Origin of the sequence: Acinetobacter pecorum, from assembly GCF_014837015.1 — a bacterium.
Lineage (GTDB): Bacteria > Pseudomonadota > Gammaproteobacteria > Pseudomonadales > Moraxellaceae > Acinetobacter > Acinetobacter pecorum.
Genome location: NZ_JACSPT010000004.1, coordinates 44746 through 62113, shown reverse-complemented (window position 1 = coordinate 62113; position 17368 = coordinate 44746). Strand labels below are relative to the sequence as shown.

Sequence of the window (17368 nt, the reverse complement as noted above, 5' to 3'; positions counted from 1 at the left end):
CTGTTTTTGATTATAAAAAATTGCGCCAGTCCACTACGTTTGCATCTCATCAGCCGTGTATAATCAAATGCCCTTCCATTCTAGAGTTGCTCGCGACCATGGTATTCAGTGTTCTGCAAAAACAGCTTGATGAAAGTACTCACTGCCCATTGTGTAAGGCATCGATGTATTGGATTGAGGCAGAACAATATGATCAGGAGCTGAGCTATCATGAATGTAGCCATTGCCAGCATCAGCTTTATTCCGATCAAAAGCACAATTGTTATTGTGAACACTGTCTGGCGCAACGTAAACGTATGCTCAAGGAAGTCCGTTTACAGGAAAACCGGCAATATCATAAAAAGCAGGATCGACCGGTTCTTGAGCTCAATCAGCTCAGTTTTATCAATAAACTGTTTTTACTCGCGATTCTGGATGAACAGGTGCAGGAATATAGCCAGCACCGCGAATATATTGACTGGCATCAAATTCGATATTATTCCATCAGTCCCAACTATCTGTTCCAACATGGTCTGGTGAAAAGCCTGATCCGGGATCAGGTGCTGATTCCCAAAGATGTCCAGCAGGAAAACCAGCACTATTATATTAATGTGCGTCTGGATGGCTATTCTGAACCCACCCTGTTCAGCATTACCCAGCAGCTGCGCAATTGGTTTTATCAAAACCTGGGCCAAGGTGTGCCCTTTAAAAGTGCAGATGAAGTCAAAGATGCACTCTATTGCCTGCTGTATGAAGAAATCATTCAGTTTGCCCAATTCTATTGCCGTAGCTGGAATGTGCAGATTGCCGGAAATCAGAGCTTTCAGACTTTTTGCTATCGTCTTTTGGATGTACTGGCTGTGGGACAGATTTATTATCTGGTACAAACAGGACTGGAATATCTGTACAAACAAAAAGCCCTTAAGCCTCGTAATGAAAACTTTATTAATACCAATCTGCTAAAAAAAACCTTGCAGCAGTACCGGGAACGTTCCATCACAGAAAAATGGGAAACCTCTACTTTGCCTCGCCCACCTCAACTGGCATTTAGCAAGATGAGCGAAATCCTGTTTTACCGTTTTCTGGGCTATGATGAAAATATCTTCTTTCAGCCAGTGTGGCGTTCTTGGCACAAGATCGAACCCCGCCTGAAATTTTATTCCCAGAAACGTTGTATGTACTGCGGCTCACAGGAACTGTCGGTGGATTATGATGCCAGTGACTATGTCAGCCTGTTCTGTCGTAGCTGCAAGCATCAAGACCATTATTTTACCCGCTGACCGAATAGACAACTTATCTTCCACTTTTATAAATGACCACGATGACGACTTCGATGCAAGCATTACAGCAAACACTTCTGGACCAGATCTGTGAAGCCTGGTTGAAACTTCAGCAACAGCAGCCCTTGGTGCATATCATGACCAATACGGTGGCCAGCAACCATGTCGCCAATATTCTACTGGCTGCACATGCGTCTCCGGCCATGATCGACAATCCTTTTGAAGCTGAAAGTTTTGCCAAGATTGCAGCAGCAATCAGTCTGAATCTGGGCACACCGACGACAGAACAGGTTCAGGCGATGCAGATTGCTGCGGAAACTGCACATCAGCTGCAAAAACCTTGGGTGCTTGATCCGGTCGGTTATGGAACAGTTCTGCACTGGCGTTCAGGCATCGCAGATCAGTTGATGCATTTCCATCCTGCCATTTTGCGTGGTAATGCCTCTGAAATTGGTGCTTTGGCCGGCAAGCAGATTGAGTCCAAAGGTGTGGACAGTACGGTAGACAGTGCGGATGTTTATTTACAGGCGCAAAGTTTGCTGGATTATTGTGAATGTATCGCGATCTCCGGTGAATCCGATTACATTATTTCTAGAGACTATCCTGTGATACAGGTGTCAGGCGGTTCTGCTTTACAGCCCCGAATCACGGCGATGGGATGTGCGCTCGGTGCACTGATTGCTGCATATAGCGCAGTAACGTCTCCCGCCGTTGCTGCATTAACGGCACATGTACATTTTGCCATTGCCGGTCAATTGGCATTTGAACGCGCACAACAGTTAGGCAATTTTAATGTCGCCTTTCTGGATGAAATCCATCAACTCAATACTGAAACAATCCGACAATACGCAAGCTTCAAAATTCTGCCGGAATCCATTTAGTTTATTGGCTACTTTACGGGGTGTGTAGGTTTAAATAGGTGAACACGCCCCTATCTAGTTTACCTACTTCTTTTATATCCATATCGATAGAAATCTTCTATTTGAGTCTTATGTGCCAAGCATTTTGATAAATGCTTTGCTTGATGAGCAGAGCTTCATGAAATTTATATATCGATTTCCTTAAAAAGCATATCTTCTTTAATTAAGATATCTTTGCATAAGGTTAATTTAGTTCATGTGAATTGTAGTTTATTTTCTTATTCCTATTTAAATAGGACTTTTAAGTTTTGATTAACAGGCTGTATGAATCCACACCCAATGCCTGATCATGCTTATTTTTAACGATCGATTTGACCTCTTTTGGCTTGAATTTTTTAGTCTAATACCAGCATATTTAGCTCAATTTGGAACTTGAAATATAGTATGAATAAACTGATAAAAATCAGTTTAAACAAAGGCTCATATTATTTTAATAAACCAGATTCAACAGACATACATTAAAAAAAGCCAGCTGCCACTCAAGCAACTGACTTTTAGAATTTGAACAAATAACGTGTTTAAAACACCTGTTTAACCTGCGTAATGAATGCTGACCGACTTGATACGATTGCTTTCAATTTCAGTGACTTTGAACTGCACACCTTGATAATTTAACTCGGTGCCCACTTCAACCGTACTGTTGGTTTTATCTAGAATCAGACCTGCCACACTAATATAACCAGCATCTTCATCAATCAGATCAATCATGCCAAGTTCTAGCTCAAGCTGATACAGGTCTAACATGCCCGATGCGATCCAGTGCGTATCATCGATTTTAACTAGATCTAGCTGTTCATCAGCATCCGGGAATTCACCGGCAATTGCTTCAAACACATCCAGCGGTGAAATCAGACCCTGTACATTACCAAATTCATCGCTGACCAGAACCAAAGAACCCTTAGAAGTACGCAAGGTATTGATCGCATCAATAACTTTCATTCTTTCAAAGATATAAATTGGACGATGACGTTTGATCAGTGCTTTTAATTCTTCTGGCTCTTCCAGTACATCCAGTAATTCTTTTGCACGTACTACGCTAATGACCTTATCCAGGCTACCGCGACATACCGGGAACAGGCTGTGTGGAACGGAAAGAATTTTTTCACGGATCTCTTCTGGACTATCTTCCAGATCGACCCATGAAATCTGGCTTCGGGGCGTCATGATCGAAGCGACTGAACGCTCTGCAAGGGTAAGCACCCCACCAATCATATAACGCTCTTCATCTGCAAAGGTTTCTTGTGCCTCATTATTTTGAGTATCAGTCGTCTCCAGCTTACCGCCCATCAATTTCAGAATCGAGTCAGCCGTACGATGACGCAAAGGGATCTTCGATTCATGTTTAGCAGCATTACGCTGACCGAACTGGTTAAATGCTTCGATTATGATCGCGACACCAATACCTGAATAGATATAGCCTTTTGGAATATGGAAGCCAAAACCTTCTGCAATCAGACTGATACCAATCAAAAGCAGGAAACTTAAACACAGAATCACCACGGTTGGATGACGGTTCACAAAGTTGGTCAATGGTTTCGATGCCAGTAGCATCACTCCCATTGCGACAATCATAGCAGCCATCATGACATAAATATTGTCGACCATACCAATTGCGGTAATCACTGAATCTAAAGAGAAAACAGCATCTAAAACAACAATCTGTGCAACAACGGCAGTGAAACTTGCATATACCACGTTGGTAGATACTGTGATTTCAGGTTTGCCTTCAATTTTTTCATGCAGCTCAGTAACGGCCTTATACACCAGGAACAAGCCACCAAATAACAAGATCAGGTCCCGACCGGAGAAGGTCCAGTCAAACACAGTAATCAATGGTTGTGTCAAAGTGACCAACCAGGCAATGGCAAATAACAGACCTAGACGCATGAATAATGCGAGTGACAAACCGACAACACGCGCTTTATCGCGTTGTTCAGGAGGAAGTTTTTCAGCCAGAATGGCAATGAAGACTAGGTTATCAATACCTAAAACAATTTCGAGAATAATAAGAGTAATTAAACCTACCCAGATTCCGGGATCTAATAAAAATTCCATTAGAGAATTACCCCGTTCGAGTAAGCTAGAAATAGAGATGGAAGATCAACGCACGGCGAGGGATCCATTAAAATAAAACCTATGCAACTTAAGACCATTCCATTATGCATAAACTGAATATTTTGTAATGTATTAATTTACAAAAAAATTACATGGTCATATGGTTACCGCGGCATTTTAACTATCTAGCAGATGCTGAAATTGATTAATTTCAAGTTTTTCTACATAACTTATTATAATTTAATGAAAAATCATCATAAGTTAACTATAGATAGATTATCCCTCTTATTTTTAATGTGATTTGAGAAGTGAACTATGCAATATTTTTTCATTGAAGGAACAATCACTTAAAAGTTTAGCTTCGAATGAGCAGTCTAGTGAGTTCACTAAACCACTTTACTGTCGTCTCCTCCTAATCAGTTAATTTATTAAAATACAATATTTTATAGGAAAATTTATTTGGAGCGCCTGATGAGTAATCATCAAGTGGCCTACAACACTTTTCTACAAGCCAAATATCCAATGAAGAATTAAATTTTAACAAAATGTTATCGCCTTTTATCTGATTTTAATGAGCAATCCCTACTCCTGAAAGGGCTGACGTGCAGAACTCGTCAATATCTTGGGCTGTTAAGCAAAACTAAAAAGTGTCAGGACCTTAACATTTTTAAAATAAAGGTTGAAACATGCATAAACTTTTTCATAAAATGAACGGGCCCTAGAACAATAAATACAAGGAACATTTCATGACTAAAAAATATGCAAAATTTTTGCCGTGTACGGAAGAATTTAATTTAGAAAACTTTCCATATTATTGGGTAACTCAGGTTCATGCTCAATACGTCCTTAATGTCGACCATGCACTTAAAAAGTATGGTGTTGACAATTCACGTCGCCGCATTCTTCTTGCCTTAAAATCCAAACCGCATGCCAGTGTTTCTGACTTATCAGAGATGGTTGTCTCTAAAATGTCGACCACGACGAAAATTGTTTACCGCTTAAAAGATGAAGGTCTGGTTGAAACCTATTCATGTGAGGATGATGCACGGATTACCCGGGTGATTTTGACCGAAAAAGGCACGCAAATGACCCATAAGATCAATGACCTGACCAATGTTGTCCTGGAACAGTCCTTTGAAGGCCTGACACCTTTGCAAATTGAAAAAACCATGGAAAGTTTACGTCATATTTTTAAAAATTTAGCTCGTTAAGAGTCTCATTTTTTATTTTAAATAGACGCTGGCGAATTTCTTACATACTTTTAATAATAAATAATTCGCCAGAGCTTTCTAAGAATCAAAAAAGTTTAGTTGCGCACTGACTTTTTTGATTTTTTCTTTAGGTACATGTGAACATTCAAACTCTTCTACCGGAAAACCCTCTACAAAGCTGTGAATAGCTGGATAACTTAGTGTTAGCCATTCTTTTAGGCGCTCTTGAGGAATTACAATCACCGATCGTTTGACATTACCCGGCTCATGAAATTCTTTCATCATTGGATGGTCAATTGCATCCATGGTTATCATGCTGGCCGAGCGTATAATTTCTCCTTGTATCCGAGCAATCTCATAGATGGCCGCGATAAAAGTTGCTTGACCATCTTTACGTCTTATTCCCCAACGTTGCGGTTTATTGTCGAAATATTTGGACTCATAAAATTCTGATACTGGGATGACACCAAAATGACATTTGGCAGTAGCCTCAGCAAAGGTGGGCTTTTCAAGTAAAGTTTCATTTCTGGCATTATAGGTTTTGGTCCCTATTTTTTGATCTTCTGCCCATTTCGGAATAAGGCCAAAGTTCACCAACCGCCACTCTGGTCCTTGAGCTGAATGGAATAAAAGTGGTGTGGCATAATTGGGATAGACCTCTTCTGGATATTCAAAAGGAATTTCTGGCAACTCCAGATTATGCAACTGTTTTAGGGTTAAAGGCTTAAAATTGGCGCACATGCTTCATCAGATAAATCATTTGATTTACAGATTATAACTTGGCGCCTGCAGTGAACCTGTATGGATTATAGGTAAGTTTATATTATTTACTATTATTCACTTGGAACCGTCAGCCAGTGCGTGCGGGTAAATTCTTCAAAAATCCAGCGTCCATTAAAACGACCCAGTCCTGAATTTTTCTCGCCGCCAAAAGGTGCGTTCGGCTGGTCTGCAACACTAATCCCATTAATATGCGTCATACCAATATCCAGTTGTGCCGCAAAAGCAGTGCCTCGCTCGATGTTTGAGGTACATACGGCACTGGACAAACCAAACTCGGTTGCATTGGCCAGCTTTAAAGCATGTGCTTCATCACGGGCTTTTAGGATAGGTAAAATCGGTCCAAAGCTTTCTTGTTGTGCCAGATCGGAATTTTCAGCGACATCAATAAAAATATGCGGAGAAACCAGATTCCCTTCAATGCCTCCTTCATAGACCAGTTGCGCGCCCTGCTCGCTGCCCGTTTGAATGATCTGCTGATGTTTTTTGACCTGACTCTGATTAATGATTGGTCCGATCACGGTATCTTCCAGATTTGGATCGCCCACCGGAATCATTTTGACCTGATCCAGAAGCTTGTCTACATATGCATCATGGATAGAGGCATCGACAATAACCCGGTTGGTACTCATACAAATTTGCCCCTGATGCAAAAAACGCCCCATCAAGGTCAGTTCAACAGCCAAATCAAGATCAGCATCATCAAGAATGACCAAAGGAGCATTGCCACCCAGCTCAAGCGCCAGACGCTTGATTCGGGAACTGGCTAAAGCTTTGCTACCGACACTTTTTCCCACTTCAGTCGAACCGGTAAATGAAATCATTTTGGGTACCGGATGCTCAACAAAATAATCCCCGATTTCACTGCCAGCACCGGCAACGATATTCAAAGCACCTGCAGCTAACCCTGCTTCTTCAAAGAGTTTGCCGATTAATGTGCCACCAGTCACCGGGGTATCACTGGCTGGCTTCAGTACAACTGTATTGCCACAGGCAATTGCTGTTGCTACTGAGCGTAAAGACAAATGAAATGGAAAGTTCCATGGGCTAATGACAGCAATCACACCTAAAGGCTTACGCAAAACTAAACTTTTACGTGCCGGATCCTTACTTTCCAGCTGTTCTGTTTGGATCCGGTCTGGAAAATTCAGACTTTCCTGAATAATGCCTAAAGCAGCATTTATCTCAAGGCCTGCCTTAATACGTGTACTACCGGATTCAATGATCAGCCAGTCAATGATTTCGTCACGACGCTGCTGAATAATTGAGATCACATTTTGCAGCACTGTTTTACGTACTTCAATGGATTTCAAGGTATCTTGCTGAAAAGCCTGCGCTGCTGCTGTATAAGCACTGTCTACATCAACAGAACTGGCCGCTGGCATACTAAAAATTTCACTCTGGGTATAAGGATTGATATTTTTTATAATTCTGGTTGAAGTACCGGCTTGCCACTGGCCATGAATAAACTGCTGGTCTAAATTTTGATATACCGTCATCATTTTATTGTTTCCTGGAATACTTTTCCTCACTTTAAGAGTTCGGCTAGAAAATTTCCAGTCAGGACGACAACGGCTTACCATTAGACAATAAAAAAGCCTCCGAAGAGGCTTTTTCAATTAGACAGGATTAGTCACCTGTATAACCTTTCAGTTTTAAACGCGCTGCATGTAAAAGTGGTTCGGTATAGCCTGATGGTTGCTCACCACCTTTAAAGATCAAGTCAGACGCTGCCTGGAATGCAATATTATTGGCAAAGTCATTAGACATTGGCGTATAAAGTGGATCATTGGCATTTTGCTCATCCACAATTTTTGCCATACGTTGCATAACTTCTTCTACCTGCTCACGACTTACGATACCGTGACGCAACCAGTTAGCAACATGTTGTGAAGAAATACGGAGTGTCGCACGGTCTTCCATTAAACCGACATCATTAATGTCTGGCACCTTAGAACAACCCACACCTAAGTCCACCCAACGCACTACATAACCTAAAATACCTTGACAGTTATTTTCAAGCTCTTTGAGCTTCTCTTCTTCTGTCCAGTTAGTATCTTTGGCAAGCGGTGGCGTTAACAAGTCATCAAGTGGCAATGCTTCAGTCGCAAGAAGTTCTTTCTGACGGTTTGCTACATTGATTTGATGATAGTGAATCGCGTGAATCACAGCACCTGTTGGAGAAGGTACCCATGCACAGCTTGCGCCTGCTTCAGGATGCTCGGTTTTGGTCTTGTACATGTCCAGTAGCATGTCTGGTTTTGGCCACATGCCTTTACCAATTTGTGCTTTACCACGTAGACCTGCTTGCAAACCAATCATCACGTTACGGTTTTCGTAAGCAGGGAACCAGATTTGGCCTTTGATCTCGCCCTTACGTACGAAGGGACCTGCTTCCATAAAGGTATGGATTTCGTCACCAGTACGGTCCATGAAGCCTGTGTTAATGAAGATGGTACGGTCTTTAGCTTGAGCGATACAGTTCTTCAAGTTCACAGAGGTACGACGTTCTTCATCCATAATCCCGATTTTTAATGTCTTCGCAGGTAAGCCAAGTGCCTGTTCAGCACGCTCGAACAGTTCAACTGCAAATGCAACTTCTTCAGGACCATGCATTTTTGGCTTCACGATGTACATCGAACCCTTACGTGAGTTCTTGATCGTGTTTTCGCCGCGAATGTCAGCAATGGTAAGCAGTGGAGTCACCAAAGCATCCATGATGCCTTCATAGATTTCTTCGCCATCTACCAGAATTGCCGGGTTGGTCATCAAATGACCCACGTTACGAAGTAACATCAATGAACGACCGTGAACCTTAGTTTCACCGCCTTCAACATTTTTGAAAGTACGGTCTTCATTTAGTTTACGTGTAACAGTTTTGCCATTCTTTTCGATGGATTCTTCCAGCGTACCGCGCATCAGGCCTAACCAGTTACGGTAACCTTCAACTTTCTCTTCGGCATCTACTGCTGCAACCGAGTCTTCCAAGTCTTGAATGGTGGTTACAGCTGCCTCAAGTACCACATCTTTTACGCCAGCAGCGTCAGTTTGACCAATCGGGCTAGTGGCATCAATTTGAATGATGGCATGCAGGCCGTTGTTTTTTAAAACAACTTCTGTTGGTGCAGAGGCTTCACCGTTATAACCTACAAATTTAGACGTATCTGCAAGCGTTGTGGTTGAACCGTCTTTCAGGCTTACCACTAAAGCATTACCTTCAACTGCGTATTGAGTTGCATCGGCATGTGAACCTTGCGCCAGAGGGAAAGTTTCATCCAAGAAGTTTTTCGCAAATGCGATAACTTTCTCACCACGTTTCGGGTTATAGCCTTTACCTTTTTCCGCACCATCTTCTTCAGAGATCACATCAAAGCCATAAAGTGCATCGTACAATGAACCCCAACGTGCATTCGCTGCGTTCAGGCAGTAACGTGCATTACGTACTGGTACCACCAACTGTGGACCTGCCAATACTGCAATTTCTTCGTCTACATTTTCAGTGCTGATTTGAAAATCTTCTACTTCTGGTAACAAGTAGCCAATTTCAGTCAAGAAAGCTTTGTAAGCTTGTAATTCAAATGTGTTATTGCGGTGCCATTCGTCAATTTTTGCCTGAATGTCATCACGCTTAGCCAAAAGTGCTTTATTTTTAGGGCTAAGATCAACAACGACTTGTTCAAAGTTCTTCCAGTATGTTTCGCTGTCCAAACCAGAACCTGGTAGTGCTTCATTTTCGATAAAATCGTAAAGTTCTTTAGCAATCGCTAACTTGCCTTTTTGAATACGTGCAGTCATTGTCTTTCCTGATATTGCTACTTTTTATACAAGAGATTCTAGTATACCGATTAAAATCTAGCTGAATAGTATTATCACATTGCTAAATACTGAGCATTTTTTCCAATATGAATACCCTCATAAACATATTTGATCCATCTCAGTCACAATTAGATATCATTATGCTAAATACCCTAATGACAGTGTATAAAGTTTTCGAAATGTAGAAATTAGACTTAAGTTCAGATTTTCGAGCAAAAATTATGCATTCTAGTTATACACGATCATATTTAGATCAAGATTAAGCCATGTTTGATCAGGCTTGTCGATAATTTAAGTACCTATTTTTATAAAAAAGCGCCAGTAAATAACCAGCGCTTTTATTGTTATTCTTCGTTTAACGAGACTATTTTCTCGATCTGACGATGTTCTGAATTCAGGTATTCATCTGACTGCATTTCCAGCAAACGGGAACGGGTTCGTTCAATTTCAAAGGCCAGCTTCTCTCCCTGATAAATATCCACAATATTATCTTCCGAAGTCAAGAGCAACTTGACGCCGCGGTCATAAAATTCATCGACCAGATAAATAAAACGGCGCGTGCCATCACTCAGAAAATCGGTTAGATGGGGAACATTGCTGACCAAAACAGTATTATAAATATTGGCGATTTCAATAAAATCAGCCGGGCTACGTGGTTTTAAACATAGTTCAGAGAATTCACACCACAATACATCTTCGGTATGCGCTACGGTTTCAACAATACGGTTGTTGATAATAATCGGTTCTTCAGAGCGTGTTTGAGTCTGGGTCAAAGCATTAAAACGCTGCGCAATCCAGTTTTTATGATCATGCGTTAACGGGAATTTAAACAGTTGTGCCTGTTTTAAAACCCGTAAACGGTAATCGACTCCGGCATCGACATTTAATACCACACAGTTTTTCTTGACCAGTTCAATCGTTGGCAAGAAACGGTCACGGTGAATGCCGTTTTTATATAACCCGTCTGGTGCAATATTCGAGGTAGCGATCAAGGTAATGCCGCGCTCAAACAGCTTCTGGAATAAATCGCTCAAGATCATTGCATCTGTCACATTCGATACAAAAAACTCATCAAAACAGATGACGACAGCTTCTTTATAAATCCGGTCCGCTACAATATCTAGCGGATTACGCTGCCCGGATAACTTATTTAATTCACGATGCACATGCTGCATAAAATGATGAAAATGCATCCGGGTTTTACGGCGAAACGGAATGGAATCATAGAACTGATCCATGAGCCAGGTTTTGCCACGCCCCACCCCACCCCACATGTATACCCCTTTCGGAGATGTCTGACGGCGAAAACGGCGGAATGCTTTTTTCGATGCCTTAAAGCGCTGAATTAATTCTAGCCAGACACGATTCAGTTCATGTACTGCCATCGCTTGTGCTTCATCAGGCATAAACTGTCCAGAAGATATTGCTTGTGCATAACGTTCTGCAGGAGAAATCGGACTAAAGGCGGTGCTGTGCTGTGAATTAAAATCGGACATAGAATTTCGTACTATTTGGGATCAATTTAATTATAACGGAGTTTAATCAACACGCTATAACACTTTGGCATAAACAAACTTAGGCTATTTTATATATTGCCGAGGACTTTGCCCAAACCAGCGTTTAAAGGCATGGTTAAAAGCGGCCGGCTCGGAATAGCCCAATAATTCTGCAATCATTTCAATCGAATACTGCTTATATTCAATTAATCGTAAAGCTTTATCTTTAATAATCTCTTCACGAATCTGCTTATAACTGGTATCACATTGCTGTAACTGATGCCGCAAGGTTCGTTCCGGAATATTCAGTGCCTGTGCAGTTTCAGCCATACTTGGCATCAGACCGCTTTGGATTTCCAGATAATCCTGCACCCGCTGCACCACAGTCGGTGTCTTTTCGTCCTCCTGCAACCGTTCCAGTTCAGCCAGACATTTGGCTTCATAGACTGCAAAAGTTTCCTCATCCTTCGAGGGAATTTTAATATCCAGAACTGCTTCATCAAACCAGAATGCCGCCCGAGGTGCATCAAACTGTACTTGATTACCATAATAATCATGATAGATCTTTAAGGTATTCGGATTTGCCGGATAGGCAAATGGCAACTCAATCCGCAAATCAGGTTTGGATAAACCCATCATTTTGTAAATTTCCCGGATAAACTTAAAAGTTCCGGAAATCTCCGCCTGTGCCAGCAACATTCCCAAATGATCATCTAGCTGCTTGGCTCGATAACATAGCGCACTATAATGTTCGCTGTGTTCCAAAGCCAATTGACCGGTCAGATGCGTCAACTGCTGAAAACGGATCACCTGATTCAGTGCATCACGTACCGTAGGGCTCGTCACCAGCAACATGAGTAAGGGACCATAGCCTGCCAAGGCATAATGCTGGCCAATCAACAATCCTTGTTCAGGCTGAATTTCCTGCCCCACCACCTTGAGCACATCATTTTCCAGACTCGGATGGATAATCGAGCTTGGATCAAAGGCATCTACACGCAGCCCAATGTTTTGCAGTTTCTGATCGACCTGCATACCAGCCTTACGCATCCCTTGAATCAAATACATCAGACTGAGAACAGAACGTTTCATAACCATACAAGTACAATGTGATTTCTCTAGTTGTACTATAAAAATAATATGCCGGCTATTGCCGTTTAGATCAATTTTCTGTCTAATCACTAAGGAGCAGATTACGATAAATATCCCACATTAAAATAAGCAAGGAATGTATAAATGCTAGATCACGCCACTGCTACAGGCTCCCATCCCCATACCAAAGTTGCCATTATTGGAGCCGGTTTCGGCGGTATTGCCATGGCAATACGTTTACAGCAACATGGTATTTATGACTTCGTTATTCTGGAAAAAGGAAGTGATTTTGGTGGGACTTGGCGAGATAACCAATATCCGGGAGCAGCCTGTGATGTGCAATCACATTTGTATTCCCTGTCATTTGCTCCAAAAAGCAATTGGTCCAGGCGTTACGCTGAAGCACCAGAAATATTTTCTTATATTCAGGATCTGGTAACTGACTATAATCTCCGTGCTTTCTGCCGTTTAAATACTGAAGTTCTGGCTGCACATTACCAGGCAGATCGCTGTCTATGGCAATTACAGCTTCAGGATCAAAGTATCCTTGAAGCCCAGTTCGTTATCTTCGCTTCTGGGCCATTGCATATTCCCCAAATCCCACATATACCCGGTATTGAGAAATTTCAGGGCAAAGTCTTTCATTCCGCACAATGGGATCACACATATGACCTGAATGGCAAAAATGTTGCTTCAATCGGGACAGGTGGTAGCGCGATTCAATATATTCCGGAAATCGCTCCACAATGCAAACAACTTTACGTCATGCAACGTACAGCGGCCTGGATCATTCCTCGTGATGAACGTATCTACCCCGACTTTGAAAAGAAACTATTTAAAAAATATGACTGGTTTCGAAAGTTACATCGCACCCGCCTGTATTGGTCAAATGAATCGCGTGTCGTACCGATTGTCAAACCTGGCATTATGAAATTCACCCAAAAACTGGCAGAACTGCTGATTAAATATGAGGTTAAAAATCCTGAATTGGCCAAACAACTGACTCCCGATTACATCATGGGCTGTAAACGCATTCTGGTTTCAAACCGCTACTTTCCGACTTTTAACCGCCACAATGTAGAACTGGTGACCGAGAAGATTCAGGAACTGACTGAACACAGTATCATTACACAAGATGGAAAAGAGCGGCCGATTGACTGTCTGATTTATGGTACCGGATTCATTACAGATCCACGTATCTATATGAAGAATTTTCAATGCACCGGACTCCATGGTGCAGAGCTGAATGACGTCTGGAAACAAGGCGCTGAAAGCTATTATGGAATTTGTGTAAAAGATTTTCCAAACCTGTTTCAGTTATTGGGACCCAATACTTTATTGGCGCACAATTCTGTGATTTTTATGATCGAGGCGCAAGTTGAGTATATCTTGCAACTAATAAAACTAGTCGATCAATCTCATAGTGATGCCATCATGGTCAAAGAGCAGGCGCAAGATACATTTAATCAGCAGGTGCAACATATGTTTGAAAAGACTGTTTGGCAATCTGGCTGTGTAAGCTGGTATCAGCAGGAAGGTGGTAAGAATTTCGCCTTGTGGCCGACTTATACCTGGAAATACTGGCTAAAAACCAAAAAAATCAATGCTGCAGATTATCAATTATTCAATAAACTTACCTAAAAGACTTTAGCATCCGATATCAAGCGATGGCATAATTTAAAGGTAAATTTTTCAATCCATTAAACTTATGCAATCGCTCTGGCTCATCTTTCAGCTTCTATTCTGTCTAGCACTCGGTTTTGCTATGGCAAAACGAATTCCGCAACCTATTATTAAAATCTGTTTCAAGCTATTGCCCTATTTTAGCTATGTATTATTGATTGCAATTGCCTTTGAATTTTCACAGCTTGTCGATGAATTACAGCATCCTCTCCAGATTCTGAGCACCTCGATCAGTATTGCCTTTCTGACTTCACTCGGTGCTTTTGCATTTTGTTATCTTCTATTTAAATGGGCAGGTTATCTTCCTAGTTCCGGTCGGGTATCCGTCGACCTGGTGCTTAAATCCCTACTGAACATGAGCTATGCCTTTTTGGCTCTCGCCGGCGGATACTTTTTACATGCAGGCTTGAGTCTATTTGATCTGTCCCTGCAAATCAGCACCTGGCATTTATTACTGGTATTTATGTTCATGATTGGCCTAGATCTGGCCAACTCACCCTTAGATCGATCCTGGTTAAATTTTAAAATTCTACTGGTCCCGATCGGTTGTATTTTTGGTTCATTATTTGCAGTCATCGCATATTCATTCTGGAATACCCAGATGGATCTGAAAGATTTGATCATGCTGTCACAAGGCTATGGCTTTTATTCGATGTCAGGCGTCGTTGTCACGGAACTTCGTAACGCTGAACTCGGCAGTATCGCCCTGATGAATGACCTGTTTAGAGAAATTTTTGCCATTTTACTGATGTATTGTATGGGCTGGAGATATCCAAGATCTGCGATTTCAGCAGCGGGTGCAACTGCAATGGATGTGACTTTACCGATGGTTAAACAGGCGTGCGGGCATGATTTTATTCCGCATGCTATGGTCAGCGGTTTCATTTTGTCACTGTTAGCACCAGTCATGGTAAGTGTACTGGCAGTGATTTAATTACTTTATCGCTTTCTCACTCTCTTCCCTGAGTCAGTTTTAAAGCAGGGTTTTAAAACGAAACACAAACAAGGAGGCTGAGAGGGCTGACTAAAAACTTAAATCAATATCACTTAAGGCATCGCCTACTGTTTCAACAACATCCGAAACCAGACTGATAGCATCAGATGCCAAACTGACCACATCAATTCCCGCTGTCCAATCTGTTGAGCTTGCCTGTTATTGCTGCTGTTCTTGTTGCTGAAGCTGTTCCGCCTGTTGAACACTTTGAATTAGATCATTCTGTTCCTTTTCTGAAGGTAATTCAGATGCATTCATAGGTTTTCCTTTAATTATTATTGATATTTTCTGAATATATAAAAAAAGCCTTTCATTGGAAAGGCTTTTTGTTGGTCAAATCATATTACAAGGTATCTAGAATATCTTTTAAGGTTTGGCGCATATTTTTAGACTGGGTAATCGGACGACCAATCACCAGATGCGTTGAACCATCTAGCATCGCCTGTTTTGGTGTTACAATACGTTTCTGGTCATCTGCATTTGACCCTTCTGGACGAATGCCGGGTGTCACTAATGCAAAGTCTTTTCCAATCGTTTCACGCAACATTTTTGCTTCTTGAGCTGAGCAGACCACACCATCTAGACCACTGTCTTTGGTCAGCTGAGCCAGACGTTTTACATGCTCATTGGGTTCAATATCCAGACCAATATCCTTTAAGTCTTCACGGCCCATCGAGGTAAGAACTGTGACGGCAATCAACTGAGTCTTATAATTACCTGCTTTTAACCGCTCTACACAGGTTTCCATCATTTTACGGCCACCTGAAGCATGTACATTGACCATCCACACTCCCAGATCTGCTGCCGCGCATACTGCCTGTGCTGTTGTATTTGGAATGTCATGAAATTTCAGATCCAGAAATACATCAAAACCTTTATCTTGAAGTGCTTTGACAATGATTGGCCCCTCATGGGTAAATAACTCTTTGCCAACCTTTACTCGACATAAAGCAGGATCTAGCTGTTCCGCAATCGTTAAGGCATCAAATTGGCTTTTAGCATCCAGTGCAACGATGATACTCATGAGTAGACCCTTCAAATTGACAAAATTAAGATATTATACGGACTAAGCTCATGCCGACCAAGAATATTTTCACAAAATATACTTGGTAATTCAAACTAAGTTATTTATTTATATAATTTTAAATATTATTTTAGCTATAATTATATATAGATAAATAATAAAAAACGCCTTTAAAGCTAAGTTAAAAGGCGTTTAATTAAAATTGGCAATATAAAATGTTTAAAAACAACTTTTGCCTGGCACTTTCACCTAAAGTGGTGTCGATGGTCGGTCATTAGAATTAATATCTAACACAGTTTTTTCATGCCGGGTATGGACGGCTGCTTCAGCAGCCATTAACTTGGCTGAATTCAATTGTTCTTTACGTAGGTGTTCAATGTCTTTACGAAGCCTTTTAATTTCCCAATTCGCCTGAAAAACCCTGAAGATCTGAACACCTAATAACAGGCCCAAAACTACACCCAAAGATAAAGTGAGGAGAAGTAATAATCCCAGGCGCATTGCTGGAACTTGAGTAAATAACAAGTCCACTGACAATTCAGTACCATTTTGCAGAACTAAAGCTAATGAATAACCAAACAGTACTAATAATAGAATGACCAGAACGTAACGCATGAGCACCCCGTATATTTACAATTATTTTTGTGCAGACTCGTTTACCGCATCACGAAGTGCCTTACCTGGTTTGAAGTGCGGAACTGCTTTTGCAGCCACTTCTACTGATTTACCAGTTTTAGGGTTACGCCCTACGCGCGGTTCACGGTGATGCAATGCAAAACTACCAAATCCACGAATCTCGATACGATTATCAGATGATAAAGCCTCTATCATTTGATCGATCATGATTTTAACTGCTTCTTCCACTAAGGGTTCAGCCAAATGCGGATTTTTTAACGCAATACGCTCTATTAAGTCAGACTTATTAAGTGCTTCAGTAGTCATCTGCGACCTCTTTAATTATCAAGCTACTTGGGATCTATTTCCAGATAATAACCTGTTTAAATACAAAACGGTAGCGCAATAATTAAATACTACGCT

Annotated in this window: 14 protein-coding genes; 5 read left to right on the top strand and 9 right to left on the bottom strand. The window is 41.3% G+C overall.

The window, feature by feature from the left end; translation table 11 throughout:
* The first annotated feature begins 98 nt into the window (after positions 1–98).
* Both H9629_RS04320 and thiM read left to right on the top strand, forming a co-directional pair.
* Positions 99–1259, top strand: coding sequence for a hypothetical protein (locus tag H9629_RS04320; protein ID WP_064096550.1), 1161 nt, complete (start codon positions 99–101; stop codon positions 1257–1259).
* A 32-nt stretch (positions 1260–1291) separates the two neighbouring features.
* Positions 1292–2140, top strand: a complete 849-nt coding sequence (gene thiM / locus H9629_RS04315) for a hydroxyethylthiazole kinase (RefSeq protein ID WP_191730589.1) — start codon at positions 1292–1294, stop codon at positions 2138–2140.
* Between the two features lie 570 nt (positions 2141–2710).
* Here thiM and H9629_RS04310 read toward each other — a convergent pair.
* The gene (locus tag H9629_RS04310) at positions 2711–4234 is read right to left on the bottom strand and encodes a TerC family protein (RefSeq protein ID WP_064096551.1); all 1524 of its coding nucleotides are present in this window, start codon (positions 4232–4234) and stop codon (positions 2711–2713) included.
* A 746-nt stretch (positions 4235–4980) separates the two neighbouring features.
* Here H9629_RS04310 and H9629_RS04305 point away from each other — a divergent pair.
* The gene (locus H9629_RS04305) at positions 4981–5445 is read left to right on the top strand and encodes a MarR family winged helix-turn-helix transcriptional regulator (protein ID WP_064096552.1); all 465 of its coding nucleotides are present in this window, start codon (positions 4981–4983) and stop codon (positions 5443–5445) included.
* Positions 5446–5523: 78 nt separating this feature from the next.
* Here the strand turns inward: H9629_RS04305 and H9629_RS04300 are convergent, their stop codons facing one another.
* The 5 genes from H9629_RS04300 to H9629_RS04280 form a co-directional block, all read right to left on the bottom strand.
* Positions 5524–6186, bottom strand: coding sequence for an SOS response-associated peptidase (locus H9629_RS04300; RefSeq protein ID WP_191730588.1), 663 nt, complete (start codon positions 6184–6186; stop codon positions 5524–5526).
* A 92-nt stretch (positions 6187–6278) separates the two neighbouring features.
* Complete coding sequence (locus H9629_RS04295) at positions 6279–7727, bottom strand: aldehyde dehydrogenase family protein (RefSeq protein ID WP_191730587.1); 1449 nt, start codon at positions 7725–7727, stop codon at positions 6279–6281.
* A 127-nt stretch (positions 7728–7854) separates the two neighbouring features.
* Positions 7855–10020, bottom strand: a complete 2166-nt coding sequence (locus tag H9629_RS04290; RefSeq protein ID WP_191730586.1) for a malate synthase G — start codon at positions 10018–10020, stop codon at positions 7855–7857.
* 365 nt (positions 10021–10385) lie between these two features.
* Entirely contained in the window at positions 10386–11537 is a 1152-nt protein-coding gene (gene zapE, locus H9629_RS04285; protein WP_064096555.1) for a cell division protein ZapE, read from the bottom strand.
* A gap of 84 nt (positions 11538–11621) precedes the next feature.
* Entirely contained in the window at positions 11622–12629 is a 1008-nt protein-coding gene (locus H9629_RS04280; RefSeq protein ID WP_064096672.1) for a helix-turn-helix domain-containing protein, read from the bottom strand.
* Positions 12630–12773: 144 nt separating this feature from the next.
* Here H9629_RS04280 and H9629_RS04275 point away from each other — a divergent pair, with 144 nt between their 5' ends.
* Together H9629_RS04275 and H9629_RS04270 are read left to right on the top strand one after the other, a co-directional pair.
* The gene (locus H9629_RS04275) at positions 12774–14270 is read left to right on the top strand and encodes a flavin-containing monooxygenase (RefSeq protein ID WP_191730585.1); all 1497 of its coding nucleotides are present in this window, start codon (positions 12774–12776) and stop codon (positions 14268–14270) included.
* Between the two features lie 67 nt (positions 14271–14337).
* The gene (locus tag H9629_RS04270; protein ID WP_064096557.1) at positions 14338–15246 is read left to right on the top strand and encodes a lysine exporter LysO family protein; all 909 of its coding nucleotides are present in this window, start codon (positions 14338–14340) and stop codon (positions 15244–15246) included.
* Between the two features lie 403 nt (positions 15247–15649).
* On the opposite strand, the gene pyrF is transcribed toward H9629_RS04270, so the two are convergent.
* The 3 genes from pyrF to H9629_RS04250 all read right to left on the bottom strand — a co-directional run bounded on the left by pyrF (position 15650) and on the right by H9629_RS04250 (position 17272).
* The gene (gene pyrF / locus H9629_RS04260; protein WP_144723782.1) at positions 15650–16330 is read right to left on the bottom strand and encodes an orotidine-5'-phosphate decarboxylase; all 681 of its coding nucleotides are present in this window, start codon (positions 16328–16330) and stop codon (positions 15650–15652) included.
* Positions 16331–16579: 249 nt separating this feature from the next.
* A complete protein-coding gene (locus H9629_RS04255; protein ID WP_064096559.1) occupies positions 16580–16945 on the bottom strand; it encodes a lipopolysaccharide assembly protein LapA domain-containing protein in 366 nt (121 codons plus the stop codon).
* 21 nt (positions 16946–16966) lie between these two features.
* The gene (locus H9629_RS04250; protein WP_064096560.1) at positions 16967–17272 is read right to left on the bottom strand and encodes an integration host factor subunit beta; all 306 of its coding nucleotides are present in this window, start codon (positions 17270–17272) and stop codon (positions 16967–16969) included.
* Positions 17273–17368: the final 96 nt, after the last annotated feature.

Bases quoted from the DNA above. Each gene is read 5' to 3' on its own strand.
- H9629_RS04320 (WP_064096550.1), top strand. From the start codon at position 99: ATGGTATTCAGTGTTCTGCAAAAACAGCTTGATGAAAGTACTCACTGC.
- thiM (WP_191730589.1), top strand. From the start codon at position 1,292: ATGACCACGATGACGACTTCGATGCAAGCATTACAGCAAACACTTCTG.
- H9629_RS04310 (WP_064096551.1), bottom strand. From the start codon at position 4,234: ATGGAATTTTTATTAGATCCCGGAATCTGGGTAGGTTTAATTACTCTT.
- H9629_RS04305 (WP_064096552.1), top strand. From the start codon at position 4,981: ATGACTAAAAAATATGCAAAATTTTTGCCGTGTACGGAAGAATTTAAT.
- H9629_RS04300 (WP_191730588.1), bottom strand. From the start codon at position 6,186: ATGTGCGCCAATTTTAAGCCTTTAACCCTAAAACAGTTGCATAATCTG.
- H9629_RS04295 (WP_191730587.1), bottom strand. From the start codon at position 7,727: ATGATGACGGTATATCAAAATTTAGACCAGCAGTTTATTCATGGCCAG.
- H9629_RS04290 (WP_191730586.1), bottom strand. From the start codon at position 10,020: ATGACTGCACGTATTCAAAAAGGCAAGTTAGCGATTGCTAAAGAACTT.
- zapE (WP_064096555.1), bottom strand. From the start codon at position 11,537: ATGTCCGATTTTAATTCACAGCACAGCACCGCCTTTAGTCCGATTTCT.
- H9629_RS04280 (WP_064096672.1), bottom strand. From the start codon at position 12,629: ATGAAACGTTCTGTTCTCAGTCTGATGTATTTGATTCAAGGGATGCGT.
- H9629_RS04275 (WP_191730585.1), top strand. From the start codon at position 12,774: ATGCTAGATCACGCCACTGCTACAGGCTCCCATCCCCATACCAAAGTT.
- H9629_RS04270 (WP_064096557.1), top strand. From the start codon at position 14,338: ATGCAATCGCTCTGGCTCATCTTTCAGCTTCTATTCTGTCTAGCACTC.
- pyrF (WP_144723782.1), bottom strand. From the start codon at position 16,330: ATGAGTATCATCGTTGCACTGGATGCTAAAAGCCAATTTGATGCCTTA.
- H9629_RS04255 (WP_064096559.1), bottom strand. From the start codon at position 16,945: ATGCGTTACGTTCTGGTCATTCTATTATTAGTACTGTTTGGTTATTCA.
- H9629_RS04250 (WP_064096560.1), bottom strand. From the start codon at position 17,272: ATGACTACTGAAGCACTTAATAAGTCTGACTTAATAGAGCGTATTGCG.